13 protein-coding genes and 1 tRNA gene are annotated in these 18,662 nt (G+C 68.5%); 5 read left to right on the top strand and 9 right to left on the bottom strand.

The features are described 5' to 3' along the window. Positions 1-134: 134 nt before the first annotated feature. Positions 135-3,281 carry a helix-turn-helix transcriptional regulator gene (locus BJ982_RS40800; RefSeq protein WP_275411661.1) on the top strand — a complete coding sequence of 1,049 codons (3,147 nt, stop codon included), beginning with the start codon at positions 135-137 and terminating at the stop codon, positions 3,279-3,281. A gap of 11 nt (positions 3,282-3,292) precedes the next feature. Here BJ982_RS40800 and BJ982_RS36290 read toward each other — a convergent pair whose 3' ends face one another. Then, positions 3,293-3,688, bottom strand: coding sequence for a response regulator transcription factor (locus BJ982_RS36290; RefSeq protein ID WP_239122709.1), 396 nt, complete (start codon positions 3,686-3,688; stop codon positions 3,293-3,295). 1,176 nt (positions 3,689-4,864) lie between these two features. Between BJ982_RS36290 and BJ982_RS40795 the strand changes: the two genes are divergently transcribed. Beyond that, positions 4,865-5,242, top strand: a complete 378-nt coding sequence (locus tag BJ982_RS40795; protein ID WP_239122710.1) for a C40 family peptidase — start codon at positions 4,865-4,867, stop codon at positions 5,240-5,242. Positions 5,243-5,367: 125 nt separating this feature from the next. Then, positions 5,368-5,442, top strand: a tRNA-Arg gene (locus tag BJ982_RS36280). Between the two features lie 217 nt (positions 5,443-5,659). On the opposite strand, the gene BJ982_RS36275 is transcribed toward BJ982_RS36280, so the two are convergent. Next, entirely contained in the window at positions 5,660-5,959 is a 300-nt protein-coding gene (locus BJ982_RS36275; protein WP_221482431.1) for a hypothetical protein, read from the bottom strand. A gap of 223 nt (positions 5,960-6,182) precedes the next feature. Here BJ982_RS36275 and BJ982_RS36270 point away from each other — a divergent pair, with 223 nt between their 5' ends. Next, positions 6,183-6,677 carry an NUDIX domain-containing protein gene (locus BJ982_RS36270; RefSeq protein WP_184887689.1) on the top strand — a complete coding sequence of 165 codons (495 nt, stop codon included), beginning with the start codon at positions 6,183-6,185 and terminating at the stop codon, positions 6,675-6,677. Between the two features lie 384 nt (positions 6,678-7,061). Here the strand turns inward: BJ982_RS36270 and BJ982_RS36265 are convergent, their stop codons facing one another. The 4 genes from BJ982_RS36265 to BJ982_RS36250 are packed head-to-tail and all read right to left on the bottom strand — an operon-like array spanning position 7,062 to position 15,002. Beyond that, the gene (locus tag BJ982_RS36265; protein WP_184887687.1) at positions 7,062-8,192 is read right to left on the bottom strand and encodes a Wadjet anti-phage system protein JetD domain-containing protein; all 1,131 of its coding nucleotides are present in this window, start codon (positions 8,190-8,192) and stop codon (positions 7,062-7,064) included. Then, the gene (locus BJ982_RS36260; RefSeq protein WP_184887685.1) at positions 8,189-12,634 is read right to left on the bottom strand and encodes a coiled-coil domain-containing protein; all 4,446 of its coding nucleotides are present in this window, start codon (positions 12,632-12,634) and stop codon (positions 8,189-8,191) included. The genes BJ982_RS36265 and BJ982_RS36260 overlap by 4 nt, the downstream gene beginning before the upstream one ends. Then, the gene (locus tag BJ982_RS36255) at positions 12,631-13,407 is read right to left on the bottom strand and encodes a hypothetical protein (RefSeq protein ID WP_184887683.1); all 777 of its coding nucleotides are present in this window, start codon (positions 13,405-13,407) and stop codon (positions 12,631-12,633) included. The genes BJ982_RS36260 and BJ982_RS36255 overlap by 4 nt, the downstream gene beginning before the upstream one ends. Continuing rightward, positions 13,404-15,002: a hypothetical protein gene (locus BJ982_RS36250; protein WP_184887681.1), complete on the bottom strand. Its 1,599-nt coding sequence runs from the start codon at positions 15,000-15,002 to the stop codon at positions 13,404-13,406. The genes BJ982_RS36255 and BJ982_RS36250 overlap by 4 nt, the downstream gene beginning before the upstream one ends. 184 nt (positions 15,003-15,186) lie before the next feature. Between BJ982_RS36250 and BJ982_RS36245 the strand changes: the two genes are divergently transcribed. Then, a complete protein-coding gene (locus tag BJ982_RS36245; protein WP_184887679.1) occupies positions 15,187-15,387 on the top strand; it encodes a hypothetical protein in 201 nt (66 codons plus the stop codon). Between the two features lie 132 nt (positions 15,388-15,519). Here BJ982_RS36245 and BJ982_RS36240 read toward each other — a convergent pair whose 3' ends face one another. From BJ982_RS36240 to BJ982_RS36230, 3 genes are all read right to left on the bottom strand, one after another. After that, a complete protein-coding gene (locus BJ982_RS36240; RefSeq protein WP_184887677.1) occupies positions 15,520-15,981 on the bottom strand; it encodes an NUDIX domain-containing protein in 462 nt (153 codons plus the stop codon). Positions 15,982-16,018: 37 nt separating this feature from the next. Then, entirely contained in the window at positions 16,019-17,230 is a 1,212-nt protein-coding gene (locus tag BJ982_RS36235; RefSeq protein ID WP_239122711.1) for a pyroglutamyl-peptidase I, read from the bottom strand. Between the two features lie 406 nt (positions 17,231-17,636). Next, positions 17,637-18,494 carry a hypothetical protein gene (locus tag BJ982_RS36230; RefSeq protein WP_184887673.1) on the bottom strand — a complete coding sequence of 286 codons (858 nt, stop codon included), beginning with the start codon at positions 18,492-18,494 and terminating at the stop codon, positions 17,637-17,639. Between the last annotated feature and the right edge of the window lie 168 nt (positions 18,495-18,662).

Below are 18,662 nucleotides of genomic sequence, written 5' to 3'. Positions count from 1 at the left end.
TAGGCGCGGGCCTCTCCTGTGCCGAGAGCCATTTCGGCCCCGCTTTCGGATCCAATTGCACCGGTTCCTTCCCTACCGGGCGCGGGGGGTTCGCCGATCCGGGAGTGTCGGAGGGGCGTGTAATACTCACGGGTGTGGCGTGGCGTGAGGCGCAGAATCCCCTGATCGGACGGTCGCGAGAGCTCGACCGTCTGTCGGGCGTCCTCGAATCCGCCACCGACGGGCGGTCGGGCGTCGCCGTGATCGGCGGTGACGCCGGCATCGGCAAGACCCGTCTCGTCACCGAGATCATGGCCCACGCCCGCGCGCGGGGCTTCGCGGTCCTGGTCGGCCAGTGCGCCGAGCTGGGCGACGCGCTGCCGTACCTGCCGCTCGCCGACGCGCTGCGCGGCGCCAGCGACGACCCGGGCCTCGCCCAGGCGATCGACGCCAGGCCCATGCTCCGCAGGCTCGTGCCCGGCGGCTCTGCCGACCCCGAGCCCGAGGCGGGCTCCGGCCTGGCCCAGCAGCAGCTCTTCGGCTCCGCGCTGGCCTTCCTCTCCGAGGTCTCCGAGGCTAGACCCGTCCTGTTCGTGCTCGAAGACCTCCACTGGGCGGACAGATCCACCCGCGACCTGCTGGTGTTCCTCAGCCGCATGCTCCAGCGCGAGCGCGTCTGCCTCATCGGCACCTACCGCACGGACGACCTGCACCGGCGGCATCCGCTCCGGCCCCTGCTCGCCGAGCTGCGACGGCTTCCCTCCGTCACCGCCCTGGCGCTCGGGCCGCTCGGCGACGGCGAGATGTCCGACCACCTCGTGGCCCTCGGCGGCGCCGACGCCAAGGTGATCGGCGACATCATCGACCGCGCCGAGGGCAACCCGTTCTACGCCGAGGAACTGCTCGCCGCGGAGGGGCTGCCGTACGGCCTGGCGGGCCTGCTGCTCGCCCGGGTCGAGAAGCTGTCCGACCCCGCGCAGCGGGTGCTGCGCGCCGCCGCCGTCGCGGGCCGCCGCGTCGACCACGCCCTTCTCCTGAAGGTGTCGGGCCTGGACGACCCCGGGCTCGAAGAGGCCATGCGTGAGATCGTCTCCCGCGGCGTGCTCCTGCCCGACGGCGACGGGTACGCCTTCCGGCACGCTCTCCTCCAGGAGGCCGTCTACACTGACCTGCTGCCGGGCGAGCGCACCCGGCTGCACGGCGAGTTCACCCGCCTGCTGGACGGATCCCCGGCCGAGCTCGCCTACCACTACCTCGCGGCCCACGATCTGCCCGGCGCCCTCGCCGCCTCCGTCGAGGCCGGCCGCCGCGCCGAGAGCCTGGGCGCCCCCGCCGAGGCCCACAGACACTACGACCAGGCGCTCGCCCTGTGGCACCGCGTCCCGGACGCCGAGCGCGTCGCCGGCATCTCCCGCGTACGGCTGGGGCTGCTGTCGGCCGCCGCGGCCGAAGAGAGCGGCGACCCGCACCGCGCGGTCAACCAGATGCGCGAGCTGCTCGCGACCGAGACCCCGACCGCCGAGCTGTGGGAACGCCTGGCCTACTACCTGACCGACGCCGACGAGCCCGCCGCCGCCATAGACGCCGCCAAGTCCGCCGTCACCCTCGCCACCTCAGAATGCACCCCCTTCCCCATAGCCTCTCCCACCGGGCAAGAGACGACCATTGGCCGAGAGACGACCACCGGGCGACCCGGTGCTCCACCCGACCTGTCCTCCCGTCCCGCCGCCGCTTCGCCCGCCGCCGCTTCGCCTGTCGGCGCGCCGGAGACCACGGTCGGCCGACTCCGAGCGGCGGATTCACCCGAAACGCCGCCCTCATCTCCCCTTGCCACCACTCCTGCCCACGCCACGATGTCCGCCGTCGCCGTCGCCGCCGCCCCGTCCGCCTCTGCCGGGGGTGACCCTCGCGTGCACGCCAGGGCGCTGGCCACCTACGCGCGCACCCTGCTGTGGTCCACGCGGCACGACGAGGTCGAAGAGCTCTGCGGGCGCGCCCTGCGGGTGGCGCGTGCGGCAGGGGTCCACGACGCCGAGTCCAGCGCGCTCATCAGCCTCGCCACGGTCGCCGACATCGACGGCGACACCGAGCGCGCCGAGCGGCTCCTCGCCGAGGCGAGCGCCATCCGCTCCGGCGACCTGTCCATAGACCTGCGCGCCATCTTCCACCACGCCCGGGTGCAGTACGAGCGCGGCAGCCTCGCCGCCGCCGAGGTCACCGCCGACCGCGGCGTGCGGCTCGCCCGCGAGACCGGTCTCTCCTGGAGCGTGTACGGCACCGATCTCAGCTTCCTGCGCCTGCTCATCGACTACACGGGCGGCGACTGGAAGCAGGCCGCCGCCGTCGCGGCCGGTTTCGCGGTGCGCGTCGGCAGGCTGCCCGAGGCCCGTCTGTCGGGGTATGCCTTGTTCATCGAGGTGGCGCGCGGCGACCCGATCGTCGAGGAGCGCCTCGCCTGGCTGAAGCCCTTCTGGGACGACGAGTTCGTCGCCCAGATCGTCCGGGCGCTCGTGGCCGAGCACGCCCTCTGGAACGGCGACCCCCGGGCCGCGATCGACCACATCCGCGTGATCATCCCGATGCTGGAGCCCTTCGACCCCGCCCTAATCCGCATCTGCGCCACCGGCCTGTGGGCCCTGGCGGATCTCGGCGAGAGCGGCCCCGAAGCCGACGACCTGCTACGACGCGCCCGCACCGCGACCACTCTCGGCCCCGGCTCCGGCACCCGCGGCCCCATCGGCGTCGAAGGGCAGGCATGGCTGGCTCGCGCCGAGGCCGAATGGCGGCGCGCCCAGGGCGTCGCCGACCCCGTCCTGTGGCGGGTCGTGGTCGAGGCGTTCGACTACGGGGCCGTCTACGAGCTGGCCCGCTCCCGCTGGCGGCTCGCCGAGGCCCTGCTGTCCACCGGCGACCGCGAATCGGCGCTCACCGAATGGCGGCAGGCCCTGACCACCGCCACCGCGCTCGGCGCCGCGCCACTCACCCACGCCCTCACCGAACTCGGCCGCCGGGCCCGCTTCCCCACGCCGTCCCCGCCGTCCGACGACCTCTCAGTCCCGGCCGACGGCGACGCCCCCGCTCCGCCGGCCCACTCCTCCGGCCCTGCGAGCACGCTGACCGCCCGCGAGCAGGAAGTCCTCGCCCTCGTCGCCACCGGCCTGTCCAACCGCGAGATCGCCGACCGCCTCTTCATCGCCCAGAAGACCGCAAGCGTCCACGTCTCGAACATCCTCGCCAAACTAGGCGTCTCCTCCCGCACCCAAGCCGCCGCCTACGCCCACCAAGAGGGCCTGACCACCTGAGCTACCGGTACTCATGAGCTCCGGGTACGGGCGGACAGGGCCAGATCTCTCACGATTTCGATGAGCTCCGCAGGATCGAACGGTTTGGTGAGGTAGGCGTCGACACCGATGGCCAGGCCCCTCTTCTTGTCGTCCTCCTGGGCGCGGGCCGTGATCATCATGATCTTGATATGGCTGGTGCGCTCGTCGGCGCGCAGCTTGGTGGCCGTCATCCAGCCGTCGAGACGCGGCATCATCACGTCCAACGTGATCACGTCCGGCTGGACCGCAAGCACCCGATCGAGACAGTCCTGCCCGTCGGTGGCCGTCTCGACCTGGAACCCTTCCAGATTGAGGTTCACGGCGATGAGCTCCCGAATCACCTCATCGTCGTCCACGATCAGCACGCGCCCCAGAAGCTCATCCACGGCCGCGAGGCTAACTCTTCCCAGAGCCGCCCGCGAGCACTTCCCGAACTTTCCCTCGATCACATTGACCACAAGCTTCCCGTTTCCCCTCCGTTCGGTCACCCGCACTCACGACCACGCATGGTGTACCTCACCTGTCGCGTCTTCCAGCCACACGTAAGTACGGGCAGGCGAGCCCAGGAGGTCCTGTCCACGGACGTCGTCTACTAGCTTCCGCCGGGCAATCAGTGTGGCCGCGTGAAGCAAGGACGGTGTAGAGCTGGGCGGTTATCCACAGATCCCCGGGCCGCCCAACAAGCGAATTCCTCATCGTCCCAGCTCAGGCGACGATCCTTCACGCAGCCCGAGTATCCGCCCGACCAGCTAATCCACAGAACCGCTTTCGGCTCCCCAGCCGCACCGCCCGCAGCGTGATCCTGAGCTCCGACGCCTCATCGAGCCAGGAGGACACTCATGATCACAATGCTCGTGACCACCGCCCTTGTCACGGGAGCCGCCCTGTCGGCGGGCGCCGGCGACGCCCTTCCGCGCCTACAGCTCGGCCGCTGTGTCCAGCTCCGCTGGCCCACCGCCCTCTCCCTCCCCGACCTTCCACGCCTCTCCCACACCCTCCGACGACTCCACCTCACACCACCCCTATGCGCCACCCCCCGCCACACCCACCAAATCGCTCTCGTCCCGACCGGAGTCATCTGGACCTCCCACCGCCCACTCCCCAAACCCCTCAACGACAAGCCGCCCCTCCGAACCACCCACAACACCAAGACAAGCCCCACAAACGACGAGACGAGCCCCGCGAGGAAGCACACAAGCCGAACGAAGGCCGAGACGAGGAGCACGAGGAAGGAGACGAGCCCCGCAAAGAACACGGACAGACATCCCGCCCCTCACCAAGACGCAGGACGAGCCCCACTTCCTCCATTGACCAGCCCCGTTGCCGGCACCACCAAGCTCGCCCTCACACCCGCACCCCTCTTAAAACGCCTCCCGACCCTCAGCAACCCGCAACCAGCACCCACCGCGTCACCGAACAACCCCCACGACACCGCCGCACCTAACGACCATGAGATTTCCGGCACCAGTCATGGTGGAGATGGCTCGGGTCGTGGAGATGGCTCGGGCTCGGGTCGCCGTGGGGGTGGTTCGGGTGCCTCCTCACGGCGGGCGGCCGGGGTGGTGGCGGCGTCAGTAGCGCTCCGGCAGCTTGGGAAGCCGTATGTCTGGGGAGGGGGATCGTCGGCGGGTGCGACACGCGGCGGCTTCGACTGCTCCGGCCTGGCCCTCTACGCCTGGTCCCGCGCGGGAGTCTCGCTCCCGCACTACACCGGCAGCCAGTTCACCCGAGGCGCCAAGATCCCCCTCTCCCGACTCCGCCCAGGCGACCTCGTCTTCTTCGGCGGAGCCACCGGTGCACCGACCCACGTCGGCGTCTACCTCAAGAACGGCATCATGATCCACGCCCCCAAGACCGGCGACGTAGTCCGCAAAGTCGACTTCCTCCACTCCCCGTACTACCGCTCCCACTACCGAGGCGCCATCCGCCCAACGCCATAGCCCCGCCACCCGGGCCTGTGGCCGGCACCGCACCCCACCGCCCCGGCCACAGGCACCCCGTGATCACGATCCCCATTCCGGGTGACGGACAACATCCAGATGCTGGTAGCCTTATCACTCGTTGAGCCCCCTTAGCTCAGGGGATAGAGCACCGGCCTCCGGAGCCGGGTGCGCAGGTTCGAATCCTGCAGGGGGCACCAACCAGATCTGCGCTACGGGCATCTACCCCATCTCGGGGCGAAGGTGCCCGTTTTTGCGTTATATGGGATCGTTGCTTGGCTGTCATCGGAGGTCGAGGCCATAGGCGGGCAGGCCTGCTCGCGGTCACCTGAGCTGGTGTCGGCTTCGATCACGGATGCTTGAGGCCTGCCTGATGGTGACGGGCTGCTTACTACCCTCTCGCTCAGGCTGACGATGTCACTGATCGTGTCGCTGTCCATCGTGACCCGGATCAGGGTGGTGTTCGCGTGGGCGTCGTAGCGGACCTCCAAGTGGAAGATCTCGAACCAGCTTGTGCTCGAGTTCTTCAGGAGCGTCGGCGAGGTTGGCGGTCAGGTGGGGGAGTCGGTCGAGCAACTCTTCCGCGTGGTCCTGCCGCGGCGGTCGCGCTTCCAGGATGGCGAGCTGCTCGGGTTTGGCCTTTCGCTTGCGAAGCAGTTCCCGGCGTACGACGTCTTGGCCGACCAGCGCCAGGCCGCGGCCATAGGCCGTCCGCATGGCACGGGCGACGCTGGTCTTCCCAGAGCCGGAGTTCCCGCGAAGAATGATCAGATGGGTGTCGGGAGAGCCGGTAGGGACTGCCTCAGGGTACGAACAGGTCGGGGGCGACACGCCGTCTTTCCCTTCCGGTGGGCTGGTGGCGTCCTCCCCAGCGGTGTACGAGAAGATTTGCAGATACACCGGCGCCAGGCCTTGCGCCGCTCATAGTGTCGGAGCCGTCATGAGCGACTCCGCGTCATACCTGGCCTTTGTTGCCTCCGTACCGCGCCTTCGTGCCGCGGCAGGCGCATTGCTCCGAGACCACGAGGGGCGGGTGCTTGTCGTGCACCCGGTCTACAAGGACGACTGGGACATCCCCGGCGGAATCGTCGAGGCGGGAGAGTCCCCCGTCAGTGCCTTGCTCCGTGAATTGCAGGAGGAGTTGGGCATCGCGCCGCTGGTGGGTGGGCTCGCATGTGTCGACTGGGTGCCACCGGCACCGCCGTGGGACGCCGGGCTGATGTTCGTCTTCAACGCAGGCGTGCTCACCGATTCCCAAATCGCGACGCTACGTTTGCAGCCCGAGGAACTCGACGAGTATGCATTCGTTCGCCCCGCGGATCTGGACAAGCTCCTGCTGCCAGGTCTGGCGCGAAGGATGAACGCGGCGATCTCGGCGGCAGACGCCGGCCGCACCGCCTATCTGGAGGACGGCCTCCGCCGCCTGCGCCCGTAGCCCAGATCCATGTGCGGGCTTGTAGCTCGGCGTCGCTGTCGCGGCCGGCGAGCGCCACGGTCAGCGGCCGGTCGAGTTGATGCGCGACCGGACAGGACACCGAGTCCAAGGACTGGCAGGCGGGGTGAAACCGGCATGGGTGCAGCCCAGCGTCGGGGACTCCAACGTCGGCCAGACGGCAGGTATCCGCTTGGGGTTCGGCTCCGGGCGTCGTCGCCCAGTGGGGCGCGCGGTAGGTAGCCGCGGCGGGCTCTGGTCGGTTTCCTCGTAGAAGTACGGGGACGGCTGGTTGTGGATGCGATCGTAAAGATCGCCGAGCAGGCCACTGGCGTGGTCGTTGTTGCCGATGTTGTGTTTGGCCGACTCGACCATGAGTGCGTCAGATCACCGATGGGCCGTCGCCGACTGTGCCCCGTCAACCACAATCGGTACAGGCAGGTGGCGCCCGGCACGGACATCGTCGGCCGCTTCGACGCCTCGAAGAAGCAGATCCGGATTGTCACGTAGGACGCGGAGGCCAAGAGCCTCTTGAGGGATGCGCTGCCGCTTACGGACAAGATCCGCGATCGTCTCGCGCAACTTCTCCGGTATCCACGCGACGAGCGGGCTGGGATCCGTAACACCGATGTTCGACTTGTCCAGGCGAGGAGCGCCGTGAGCGAGCAGCCAGTCATACAGAGCAACCGCCGGTTGAAGTGGCGGCAGCCGGTGAGCGTTCGCCGTCGCGGCAGCATTGACGGCGATGCGCAGTCCAGCGACGTCGAGGTCACCTACGTAGTACAGGGCGGTCGGCGCGGGGTCGAGCAGGGGTACGGCGGTGATGGAGGTGGGGAACTGATTGCCGCAGCCCCATCCGATGTGCAGGTCCGGGCGAACATCGGGGTCGAGTTGCCGGGCGGCCTGTAAAAGCGAATGGAACGTCGCGTTGTTCTCCGCCACCAGCAGCTTTGTCGGACCCGTTCCATGAATGTGCTGGGAGGGGAAGGGGATGGGAGTCGGATAGCACGCCAGGAGTTCGAGAGTCAGCGTGCCCGTGGTGAACAGCCGTTTGGTCATCTCCACGCCGAGTGCCTTCTCATCGTCGAAGATTTCCAGCGAGCGTTCTTCGAGAGGAACGGGCTCAGCGCCGGGGTTGTTCTGCAGCCATTTAGCGATCTTATCGAGGAGCTGGTGTTCGTCCGGTCGGGTGGCGATTGCGGCGGCTGCTTCCAGCGGTTGAGGCCAGACGCGCGGCGTCGGGGTCACGCGGGTCGGACGAGTCTTCGTCGGCTTGCCGACCCAAAGCGGCAGGGGCGGTTTCGTTCGATCGTCCCAGCCGGAGCGTGCCTTCGGCAGCACGACGGCGCCCGCTTCGGCGAGGTGGGTCAGGACGGTGGCAAGCCGTGCCCGTGCTGTCGGGTCGCCGACGAGCGTCGGGTCGGCTGCGGTGACGTGCCGTAGGAGGCCGTCGACCCGGACACGGCTGGTCGGCTGCCCGGCGACGTAGGCGGCAATGAGCTCATTGAGGTCGGTCATGTCAACGCGTCCGTCGGAGCGTGGTTCCCAGCACCGCTGGGCGATTCGTCGTGTGCGACGCGGACTCCGGTGATGAGTCGCTGATCGGATGCGTCGGCGAGGGTGCCGTCCGGGACGATGTAACGGCGGTTCCGGGTGCGACCCGGTCTGTTGTCCAGCCGGATGACGTTGGGGAACCGGGATACGGCGTCGGGGTCTTTCACCCCTGTGGTGTACACGAGCTGAACTTTGTGAGCGGCGGCGACGGCTCGCTGGAGGCCGACGAGGCTGCCGTGTGAGGCGCGGCCGATCGGATTGTCGAGCAGCAGTACGCCGCCCGAGCGATCCCGGCGCCCGGCATTTACAGCGCGCAGGGCCGCGATGGTGCAGTAGAGCGCGACGCAGACGGTCAGCTTCTCTCCACCGGACCATTTGCCGAGCCGGGTGATGTCCTCGGTCGTGGGCACCAGATCCAGGGCGGGTTTGAGAACCTTGACAGTGAAGCCCCTGATGCCGGCTGCCTCGTGAACGGCGTCCTTGAGCAGTGGCAGTCCTTCCGGCTTGACGCCGTCGGCGATGCGCCGCTCCACGACCCGGGTGACGTAGGTGCGAAGGTCCGCGTCGCTCGCGGGGGGTTCGAAGGCAATTCGGAGCATCTGTTTCCCGGCCCAGCCTCCGGTCTTCGTTGCCACTCGTGAGTACCGTTCGGCCTTACGCAGGGTATCGAGGGTGTTCGAGACGAGGCGGGCTAGAGAACCGGTCACGATCGACTGGTCCTCGGCGATGTCGGCCAGTTCCCCGTTGATCATATCGGCGCGCAGCCTGAGCTGCTTGGCCAGTGTTCCCGCGTGCTCGGCCAGCACCTCCTCATTGTCGTGGAGGACGCGGTCCTTCGCGGGTGTGGCGACGCCCGGGTACCTGCTTCCTGTTGTCCGTAGGTCCCCGACCGCGTTCGCCCGGGAGACTGCCGCGTCGCTTGCCCGCTTTTCCGCGCCGCGCAGCGCAGCCATGACCGCCTGCTTGTGGATCTTCGCCTCGTCCTCGCTCCCGGCGAACGGCGCGATGACTTGGTCGGCCGGGTCCGGGAGACCGTCGGCGAGCAACTCGAACGCCGTAGCCCGACTCCGGTATTCGCCTTGCTTACCCTCAAGGTCGCGGATTTCGCCCTCTGCGATTGTTCGCCTCTCGACGCAGGCTTGACCGATCCCGTCGTATTCGGCAGCCAGATTGTCGGCCTGCTCCGCTGTGGTTGGTTCGACAGGTAGTGCCCGCTTCGGCGGATCGGTGCGTCGCGCCCGGATCCTTTTGAGCGTCGCCGAGTGCTGTTCGATGTCGCCGGCGGCGCGGGCCTCACGGCTTACTGCCTCCTTCTCCGCCCCTCGGGCCGCGGCCAGGGCCACGGCCCGGGCGGGCTTGGTCTGTCCCTCTGCGGTGCTGAGCAGGGCGCTGGCATGTTCACAGGTTTCGGCACTGACCGCGGTGAGGGCCTGTTCGTGGGACGCGAGTGAAGCGGCGAGGGTGCGTTCTCGCTCGGCGAGTACGGACTGGGATGCCTGGACCTGCCAGGCGCGCTCGGCCTCCTGACGCCGAGCGCGAAGGACATCAAGGGACACCGCCGGATCGTCGGTAACGTCTGGTGCAGAGTCGAGGAATGCCAAGCCGGCCGCCTCGCTGCGGTATGTGTTGGCGGTCCTGCCCTCGACATCGGCGATTCTGCTTTGCTCGGTGGCATCGTCGAGCGCCCGGTCTGCGTTTTCCGCGTGGCGCACGGCCAGGTCGTGGGCGTCCTTGGCTCGGGACTCGGCCTCGGCGAGCTCGCTACGCCAGGACACGGCTGCCTCCATCTTGTGGATGAGGCTGGACAGGCGGGAGCGGAACTTCTCGATGTCGGAGATCTGGCGTTGGATCTGCTGCGCTATCGAGGCGTCCTTCGCCTCCGCCTCGTCGAGTTCGGCGAGGTCCGTGCGGGCTTGTTCGAGTGCGGCGGCCACCTTAAGCAGGGTGTTGTCAAGGTCGTCGATGCGGCCGCTGAGGCTGTCGAGGTGTCCGGCGGGGCAGTCGCTGAGCAGGTCGGTGAGCTCGCGGAGCAGTGCCCGGTCGGTTTCACGTGCCTCGGCCAAGCGACCCTGCTGCTCCTCGTATGCCTCGGCGCGGGTCGTGACCTGGCGCACGGCTCCTTCGGCCCAGGCCGGGTCCACCAAGCCGCGATGCAGTGCGGTCCATACCGGAGCGACTATGCCGGGGTCCGTACTGGGGGAGCCGACGATCGCGGCGGCGGCCTGCGCGGTGTAGACGCCGACGAGTGCTGTGGTCGCCGTATCGACGCCGGCCAGCACGCTCGCGGCGGCGTCGGCCTGAGCAGTGGGGATGACGAGACCGACGCCGAGGCGCGCGAGGTCCGGGTCCGTGACCGTCTCCAGCAGGCGTGTACCGGGCAGCAGCGTGCGCAGGTGTGCCCAGCCGGTCTCGGCCATGACGCTGTGCTCGGCCAGAATGGCTTGGACCTGTTCGGCGTCCAGGGTGGTGGGCAGCAGTCCGGTGCGCGCGTGGACGTCGAGGATGCGCTGGTCGTCGACGCGTTCGGCTTCCAGCCGCACCAGCGCCACGTCGGTGCCGACGATCGCGTCGGACAACCGGCGGGTCAGGGTGTCCGCCTCCGCCCAGAGGTCTGCGGGCGCCTCGCCGGTGGATTCGGTCAGATCCTGTACACGTCCGCGTGCGACGAGCGTGGATGCGCGTTCGGCGAACGCGGTACGCTCCTCCACGAGCCGGGCCCGCTCCCCGTCGAGCCGAACGTGCTCACCCGCCAGCGTGGCGAGTGTGTCTGTCAGAGCACGCCGAAGCGCCGGTCGTTGCTCACGACGGCTCTGAATCTCGTCAAGAATGCCCGCGAGGGTGGCGTGCTGTTCGGCGAGAACGGCGTCATGCTCGGTCGGGTCGGTCTGCTCGCTCGGAAGCACGCCGTCGCGGACGGCCGTGCGTAGGTCCGCGTCCAGCTCCCCCAGGTGGGCGGTCGCGGTCGCCGCTTCCTTGTCGGCGGCCTGTGCGTCCTGGCCGGCCTTCTTCGCCGCTGCACGGTGGGCCTCGACGTCTGCCCTCGCTTTCGTGGCGGCTTTGGTGGCCATCGCCACCGTGGTCTCATGGGCGTCGACGAGTGTGAGCAGGCGGGTTCGCAGGCGAGCGGTGTGTTCATCGTGCTCGTGCCGCATTGGCGCGGTGCGTTCGCGTTCCTCGCCGGCCTCGCGGCGCGTGCGCTCCAGCGCATCCTGCAGTTCCTTCTTCTCCGCCAGATGTCCGGCGGCTTCCCAGGCGGCGATGAGTTCGGCGGCATCGCTGACGGCGGTGTCGGCCTTGCTGAGTTCGTCCTGCGCGGTACCCAGCCGGATCTGGGCGGCGCGTTCCTCGTACAGGTAGACGAGCTCGTACGCGGCGCCGCCCTCGGTCACTGCCGCAGCGCGGCGCTTCTCGATGGCGTCGCGCTGCGCGGCGAGTACCTCGATCTGATTGTTCGCCTGCGTGACCGCCGCCGCGAAGGTTGCGGACAGTCTGGCTGCCTCGTCGGCGGCCTGTTGGACGGCGAGCGCTGATGCGTCGACCTCCTGCTGGCAGACGTGAGTGCGGTCCAGACCTGTTGCCGAGTCGAGGCAGAAGTCACGCTCGGCCGTCTTGGCGGGCTTGGTCGCCAGCAGCGACGCAATCGAGGCCAGGCGCTCGGCGACGCTGATCGCGTCCTCCGGCGCGACCGTGAGGTCGATGAGCAGGTCGATGAACTCGCGGGCGGACGAGAACCGGAACATGTCCTCCACGCCGCCCTCGACATGGTTCATCTGCTTCTGGGTGCGAAACAGCGCCGGGTCGAGGCCCCGGCTCGTCAGCGCGGTCGTCCACTCGTGTTGCTTCTCGGTCGCGACCAGATCCATGGCTTGTGGATAGGTCGCCGCATATTCCTTCAAGGCTGCGACGTAGGCCGCCCGACGTCGGGGCGCGTTTGTTGCGTCGAGGATGGGAAGCGCGTGTAGGTCGAGTACGCCCGGCACGGCGTAGAACGCGTAAAAGGTCGTGTCGAGCCGGTCCCGGGCGCGGTCGGCGTCGGCCGGACGGCGTAGGTCGCACCATTCGTAGACCACGCCGGTGATGAGGACGCGGTCCGGCGAGCCGTCCAACGTGTCCGAGGTGGAGGGATGCCACGCCGCGACGGTGTGTGCGGTGTCGCCGCTGTCGACGTAGTCGGTGAGGCTGCGTTTCACCGTTCGCCCCATGAAGTCGACAGCTCTCGGCAACAGCAGCGCGTAGAACAACGACAACAACGAGGACTTGCCGCCGCCGTTCCTCAGCCAGATGACTGAGTCGGCGGGGTGGCTACTGTCACCATCCGGGCCGGTTAAGTCAAGCGTGACGTCGGTGAAGCGAGCCGATCTCTCCCCGATCGAGTGAAGCCGGAACGCGGCCAGATGGTAGGTCACACCCGCTCCTCGTCATCCGCACCGACCGGCTGGACTGTCGGGCTCGACGACCGAGCCTGTGGCCGTCGGGCAATGTCCGCCAGGAAGGTGTACGCGGGTTCACCGGCCATGTCCTTGACCTGCACGCGGAACCTCTCGGTGAGCATCCAGGTTCCGCCGGTGCTGTCGGCGCGGGCCATGCCATGCTCCACGAGCCATCCGAGGACATTGCGGACCCAGTACAGGGTGCACTTGGGCGACAGCCGTCCGGAGCTGCGGCCCTTGTCGCCGACGAGTGTAGAAGGCATCTCGTGATAGGTCCGCCACGCCTCGTTCAGGCCGTCGTCGGGTACCGGCTCGCCGGCAGCGTCGTGTTCCTGTAGGCGTTCACACATCGTGCGCATCCACTGCTCGAACTCGACGTCCGCGACCCGGCGGATCCGTTCCTCCTCCAGGTCGGCCGGGGTGGGATAGGCGTGGGCGGCCACGCCGACCAGCACGAGGCCGGCCATCAGGCGCCCGATCCGGTGCCCGGCGTTGGGCATGTCGCCGACCCGGTAGGCGAACGGAGACTCGGGACTGACACCGAGGACGAGCCCGAAGTCGCCGTCGGACAGAGCGCGGGCGTGTAGTCCCTGCAGCACGGCATCGGCGGCGACGCGGAAGTCTGATTCGGTGCGGTACCGGCCGAGCACTCGGCGATATTCCTGGCTGCGGCCGGGGCGTTGGGTGGGTTGTATCGCGTACGCGATGAGGGTCCCGATGTCGATGTGATCGTTCTGCGTCAGGGTCATCGCGTCTCCGAGGGCATCCAGGGGTGGTCGGTGACCGGTTGTGGGTGGGCGGTCTCCAGGGCGTCGGGATGCGGGACGATGATCAGGTCGTCGCCGTCCCATCCCGGCAGATTGAGCTTCAGGCCGTCGGCGTCCGCTACAGCGCGGGGCCCCAGAATTCGTGTGGTCAGGTCGACCGATGTGGTGTGCTCGGTATCGGTCTGCTCGGGTGCGAAGCACCACAGCGCGGCCAACGCAAGGATCTCGGCGGCCCGCTGCCGGTCGGTGCCGCTGTCCAAGCCGGGATCGGTCAGGGCATCGGCGAGCAGCGCCGACAGCCGAGCGGGCAGGCCGGTCCTGACGACGACCCGCCGCGCGGCGTCCATGATGTCCGGTCCGATCGTCGGCGGATCCGGGTCTCCCGCCTCGTCATCGTCGTCGAGGTCACGATCGTCGTCTGTGGAGTCGCGGACGGCCCACAGGTCGTAAACCAGCCGGTACAGCCTGGGCAGTCTCGGAGGGCGGGGACCGGTGACATCCGACAGCCATCTGTCGGTGACCACCAGGGCGGTCTCACTGTCCATGCCGAGCAGCGGGGTGAGGATCTCGCCGCTGATGTCGGGCAGGTACCCCATTGCCGGTGGCCGGAACGTCTGCCGATCCTGCTCCTCCAGGAACACGCTTCGGGCGGCGATGACCTGTCGGTGCAGCGCGTCGTGCCGGCGCGAGCATTCGGTGAGCAGTGCAGCGATCCGGGCCGCCGCCATGGTGACCTGCTGGTCGTCGGATTCCAGCGACTCGCGGACCTTGGCGAGCAAGCGGTGCTCGGCCTCCATCCGGCCCGCGATGTGTTCCCGGGCCGTGGACAGACGTTGCGGAACGGCCGTTGCCCACTCCTGGATGACGGCACGCAGATCCCGCCGGGTGTTCTTGATCAGCTCGTGGAGGTCCTTGGCGAGCGACACAGACAGCAGCCGTGCCCGGACCGCGGCGCGTTCCGCAGCGTCGAACGCGCCTTTGGCCAGCTGGCGTTCCAGGAGCACCTCGTTGGCGACCTGCTCGTCTTCGACATCGAACTCCAGCCCACCGACCAGCGCATTGATGGCGTCGCGGGTAGCGTTGAGGACAACCTCGCCACGTGCCGGGTCCTCTCGCTCGATGAGCAGCCGGAACTGTACCTGCCGCCGCTGGTGGTTCTTGGCCTCGTTAGTGAAGTCGCTGATTCGGTAGGTGAACGGTGCCTCGCGCTCGCCCCGGTTCAGGAGAGCGTCAACTGTGTACGCACCGACGCGACGGTGTTCTGATGCCGGCCGCTCCGGTGCGGTACGGCGGGCGAGCGTGGTGAGTCCGTCAACAAGGTCGTCGTAGGTGGCTTCCTCCGCGAAGCCCTGCTGGGCAATGACCAGATCGATCGCGGCAAGGGCGAACGTCGTCACGTCGTAGGTTGCGGCCGGCCAGTCCTGCCGGTTCGCGGCGACGATCGCTTCCATGATCGGTCGGGAGCGCATGAGCACCGCGACCCGCGCGGGAAAGGTACGGTCGAAGACCGAGAGTTCCGCCGAAGTCGTTGACCTGGACACGGCGGTGCCGCCGGCCAGGTCGAAGAGCTCGTCCACTCATCCCCTTTCATACACTTCGGTACCCATTTGGTAACCGAGAGTGTCTAGCGGGTGAGATTAGCCGGTGAGGCGGGCAGCCGGAGACATCATCCTTTCTGAGACACGCCTGCATCTTCATGGATTTCAGCTTCTACGGTCGTATTTCGATCGCGGATCAGCAAGACCCGGAAGCCTCCCGCGCGTGGCAGCTGTCGCGTGCGGCTTCTTCGACGGCGCGGGCAGTTTCGACACGCTCACGCTGCCCATCAAGGACTTCGATGGCACGACGGTCCGGACATTTGTCGCAAAGCTGGATGAGTGGTCCATTTGCTGGGTCAAAAGCAGGCGCGGTCTCGATCCCGTTCCGGTTGTCGGCCGTTTCGTCGACGGGGCCGGCACCTGATGGCGGCCAGACCTGGGAGACCAGCTGAATCATGGACTCCACCCGCGTCGGGTGATGCCCAAGGACCTCAGACCCGAGCGTTCGGCGTACGTGTCCGGACCGGCGACACCAACTCGTGGCCTCCGGCTGTGGTCAGAGGTGGTGGGTTGCTTGGAGTAGGGCGCGGGCGAAATTGCTCAGCGGTAGGGCGGGGAGGTCTTGTGGGGGGAACCAGGCGAGTTCGGTGAGTTCGCCGTCGGTGGGGGTGGGGGAGCCTTGGGTGATGTGGGCCTCGTAGACGGTGGTGATGTAGGCGGCGCGGTCGCCGTTGGGGTAGGTGACCTCGTAGTCGGGGCCGCCGAGGGTGTCCAGGAGGCGTGTCAGCCGGATGTCGGCGCCGATCTCCTCGCGGGCCTCGCGGACGGCTGCGGCGGCGGGTGACTCGCCTGGCTCGATGGCGCCGCCGAGGACGCCCCACCCGTCGTCGTGGCCTGCGTGGCGGACCAGCAGCAAACGGCCGTCCTCATCGACGGGCAGGACCGACACCGATGGCAGGAGCAGCAGCTCATGGCCGACGACGGCCCGAAGCCTTGCTATGTGCGCGGCTATACCCATCTCCGTGACCTACCGGGGCCGTTGATGTCGCGGGAGACTATGGGCGTTTTTGTGTGGCTGCGGTGAGGATGATGGCGCGGGCTTGGGTGATGATGTCGTGGCGGTTCTGGAGGAAGTCGGGGTCGGTGATCGTGCCGGTCTTCGGGTCGGTGTTGTCGGGGCCGAACTGGAGGACCGGGGTGTGGACGTGGCCGCCGGGGATGTTCAGGTGGAGGCGGTCGCGGAGGAGGGTCGCACGGTAGGCGATCTCGTTGGAGAGGTAGTCGCCGCCGCTGCCGCTGCGGGCGGAGGAGCCCTCGGTGGGGCCGTCGGGACGTACCACGGGGGTGGTCGCGCCCGCCGGGATCTCGGTCACCTGGGTGTTGTCGTACACGGGGAAGCGGCCCGTCGGAGCGGCCACGATCGCCTGGTACGGGAGCGTGGTCACCGTCCAATGGGGCTGGGAGGCGGGGTCGGACACCGGGATCGGCCCCGTCGAGGACAGGTTCTCGTTGTCGGGGAAGCCTCCCCGCCAGGCTCCGTTGAAGCGCTCGACGTCGAAGCGGCCGGGGCGGCCCTGGCTGACGGTGGTGAAAAGGTCCACCTGCGGCAGGTGCGGGCGCAGCGCCCGTTCCACCGCGCCGCGCGCGAAGTCGCCCCAGCGGACCGGGAACACGGCCGTCTCGATCCTGACGAGGCCCGCGTCCGTCCGTACGGTCGTGCCGTCCAGCGCCAGTGCGTTGGCGCCGGACGGGTTGCTGATGCGGATGTCCCGGTCCAGGGTGAACGGGTCGAAGCCGGTGACCAGTACCCGCCGCACGCCCTTCCCGGCGGGGAAGCGGATGGCCTCCTGGCCGCGGGAGCCGCGCTCCAGGCGGTCGAGCAGCGTCGCGCGTCCGGCGTCGGTGAGGTCGAACGCGGGCCGCCACTGCCGTAGCGCGCCGGTCAACCCGAGCCGTGCCCAGTACAGCGGCCGGTCGTCGTCCCGGCTCAGGTCGCCGCCCGGCGCGCCGCGTCCCTGCGCCCGGTCGACCGCGCGCTGCCACAGTCGCTGCCCATGCGTGGTGATGACCTGTTCCGCCTGGCGGTACGACCTCGCCCCGCACAGGGCACGCGCGAACCGGGGGGCCGCCGAGTCGAAGCCGGAGCGCCGCAGGATCTCTTGCGGTACGGCGCCGGCGAGGCGCTGCTCCTCGACGGTGAGCGGTATCGACGTGTCCGCACATCCCGTGGTCTCCGCGGCGAGCGCGGGTGCCGTGGCCGACGCCACGCCAGCGATCATCGAGACGACGCATACGGTCAGCCTTGCGCGCAGCCCTCGCACTCGGATTCCTTTGTCCGGCCGGCAACGGTCAAGCCACAAGTGTCCATCCCTCGGCGAATCGTGACAATAGAGATTTACGAGCCGAGATGTGAAATGCCGACGTTGTAGTGGGATGCCTCCCGCAGCACTTCCACTCTGGTCTTCTGTGCCGGCACAACGTAAGCCCGGAAGGGAGTGAATCGGACAGGCGTTAATGGTGCTTGCGGGTGTCTCGGTTGTCCTGGTGAGTTGCCTATTGGGGCCGGGGGTGGCGTTGGGTGGGGCGCACGGGTGGGCCCCGGCGGGGAGGGACGGTGCGGGACGGGTAGGGCCGCGTTGTCTTGGGCCGCCGGGGCCCGATGGTCATGTCAGGTCAGCTCGGGGGGAACTGGCCGTTCTTGGCGACGGGGACGGCGAGCTGGACGGCGCTGGACAGGGTCGCCTGCTCGGGTGGGAGATGGCCGAGCACCGGGTTGAGGTGGCGCAGGGTCAGGGAGATCGTTGGCGTCGTCGAGGTGAGGATGTCGTACTTCTCCAGGTCGATCCACCTGAGGATGTTGAACACGGCGCTCGGGACGGTGTCTCCCGCCTTGAAGACCGGCACGCAGAGCTGCTGGGCCGCGGTGACCTGGGCGGCGTGCGCGGGGATCCGGTCGACGAGGAGCGGATTGAGCTGCCGCAGCCCCAGTTGCCGGTTCATCGGCGTGTTCGGGGTGATGTCGTAGCACTTGAGGTCGATGTGTGAGACCAGCGACAGGACCTCGGGGGGAGGTGTCACGTCGTTCTTGGCGACGGGCACGCAGAGATGCTGGGGCGAGGTCAGGGTGACCTGCTGTCGCGGCAGGGTCTGGAGCACCGGGTTGAGGTGGCTGAGCACGAGTTGCGTGTTCGCCGTGGCGCCCTTGATCCGGTAGCAGGCCAGGTCGACGAACCTGATGAACTGCAGCACCGGGGTCGGCGGGAGGGCGTTGTTCTTGGCGACCGGCACGCACAACTGCTCGCGCGGGCCGAGGGTGACCTGCTCGGTCGGCAGGTGGCCGAGGACGGGGTTGAGGTGCCGCAGCGTGAGCGTGACGGCCGGCGGCTGGTAGGGGCTGGTCTTGAAGCATTCCAGGTCGAGGTTCGACACGAAATCCTTCGGGGTGGGCAGGGCCAGGGCGATGGCGGGTGGCGCGGTGAGGACGGCCACGGTGAGGATTCCGATGGCGGCTGATATCAGGCGCCGGATCATCGGTTTCGGGCGTCTAGCAGTTTTGAGGATGGCTCGGCTCATTGCGCCTCCATTGGTGGGGATCGCGCCTCATGTCGATGAGTGTCGGCCGATGTCCGGGTCCTGACAATATTGCTGACCGCTTTTTGCCACGATGGCAGCGCCGCTGGTAGATCGCGGGTTCTGGCC

This window comes from Sphaerisporangium siamense (assembly GCF_014205275.1).
Taxonomy (GTDB): domain Bacteria; phylum Actinomycetota; class Actinomycetes; order Streptosporangiales; family Streptosporangiaceae; genus Sphaerisporangium; species Sphaerisporangium siamense.
The sequence above is the reverse complement of the archived record's forward strand: the minus strand, read 5'-3'. Positions and strand labels throughout refer to the sequence as shown.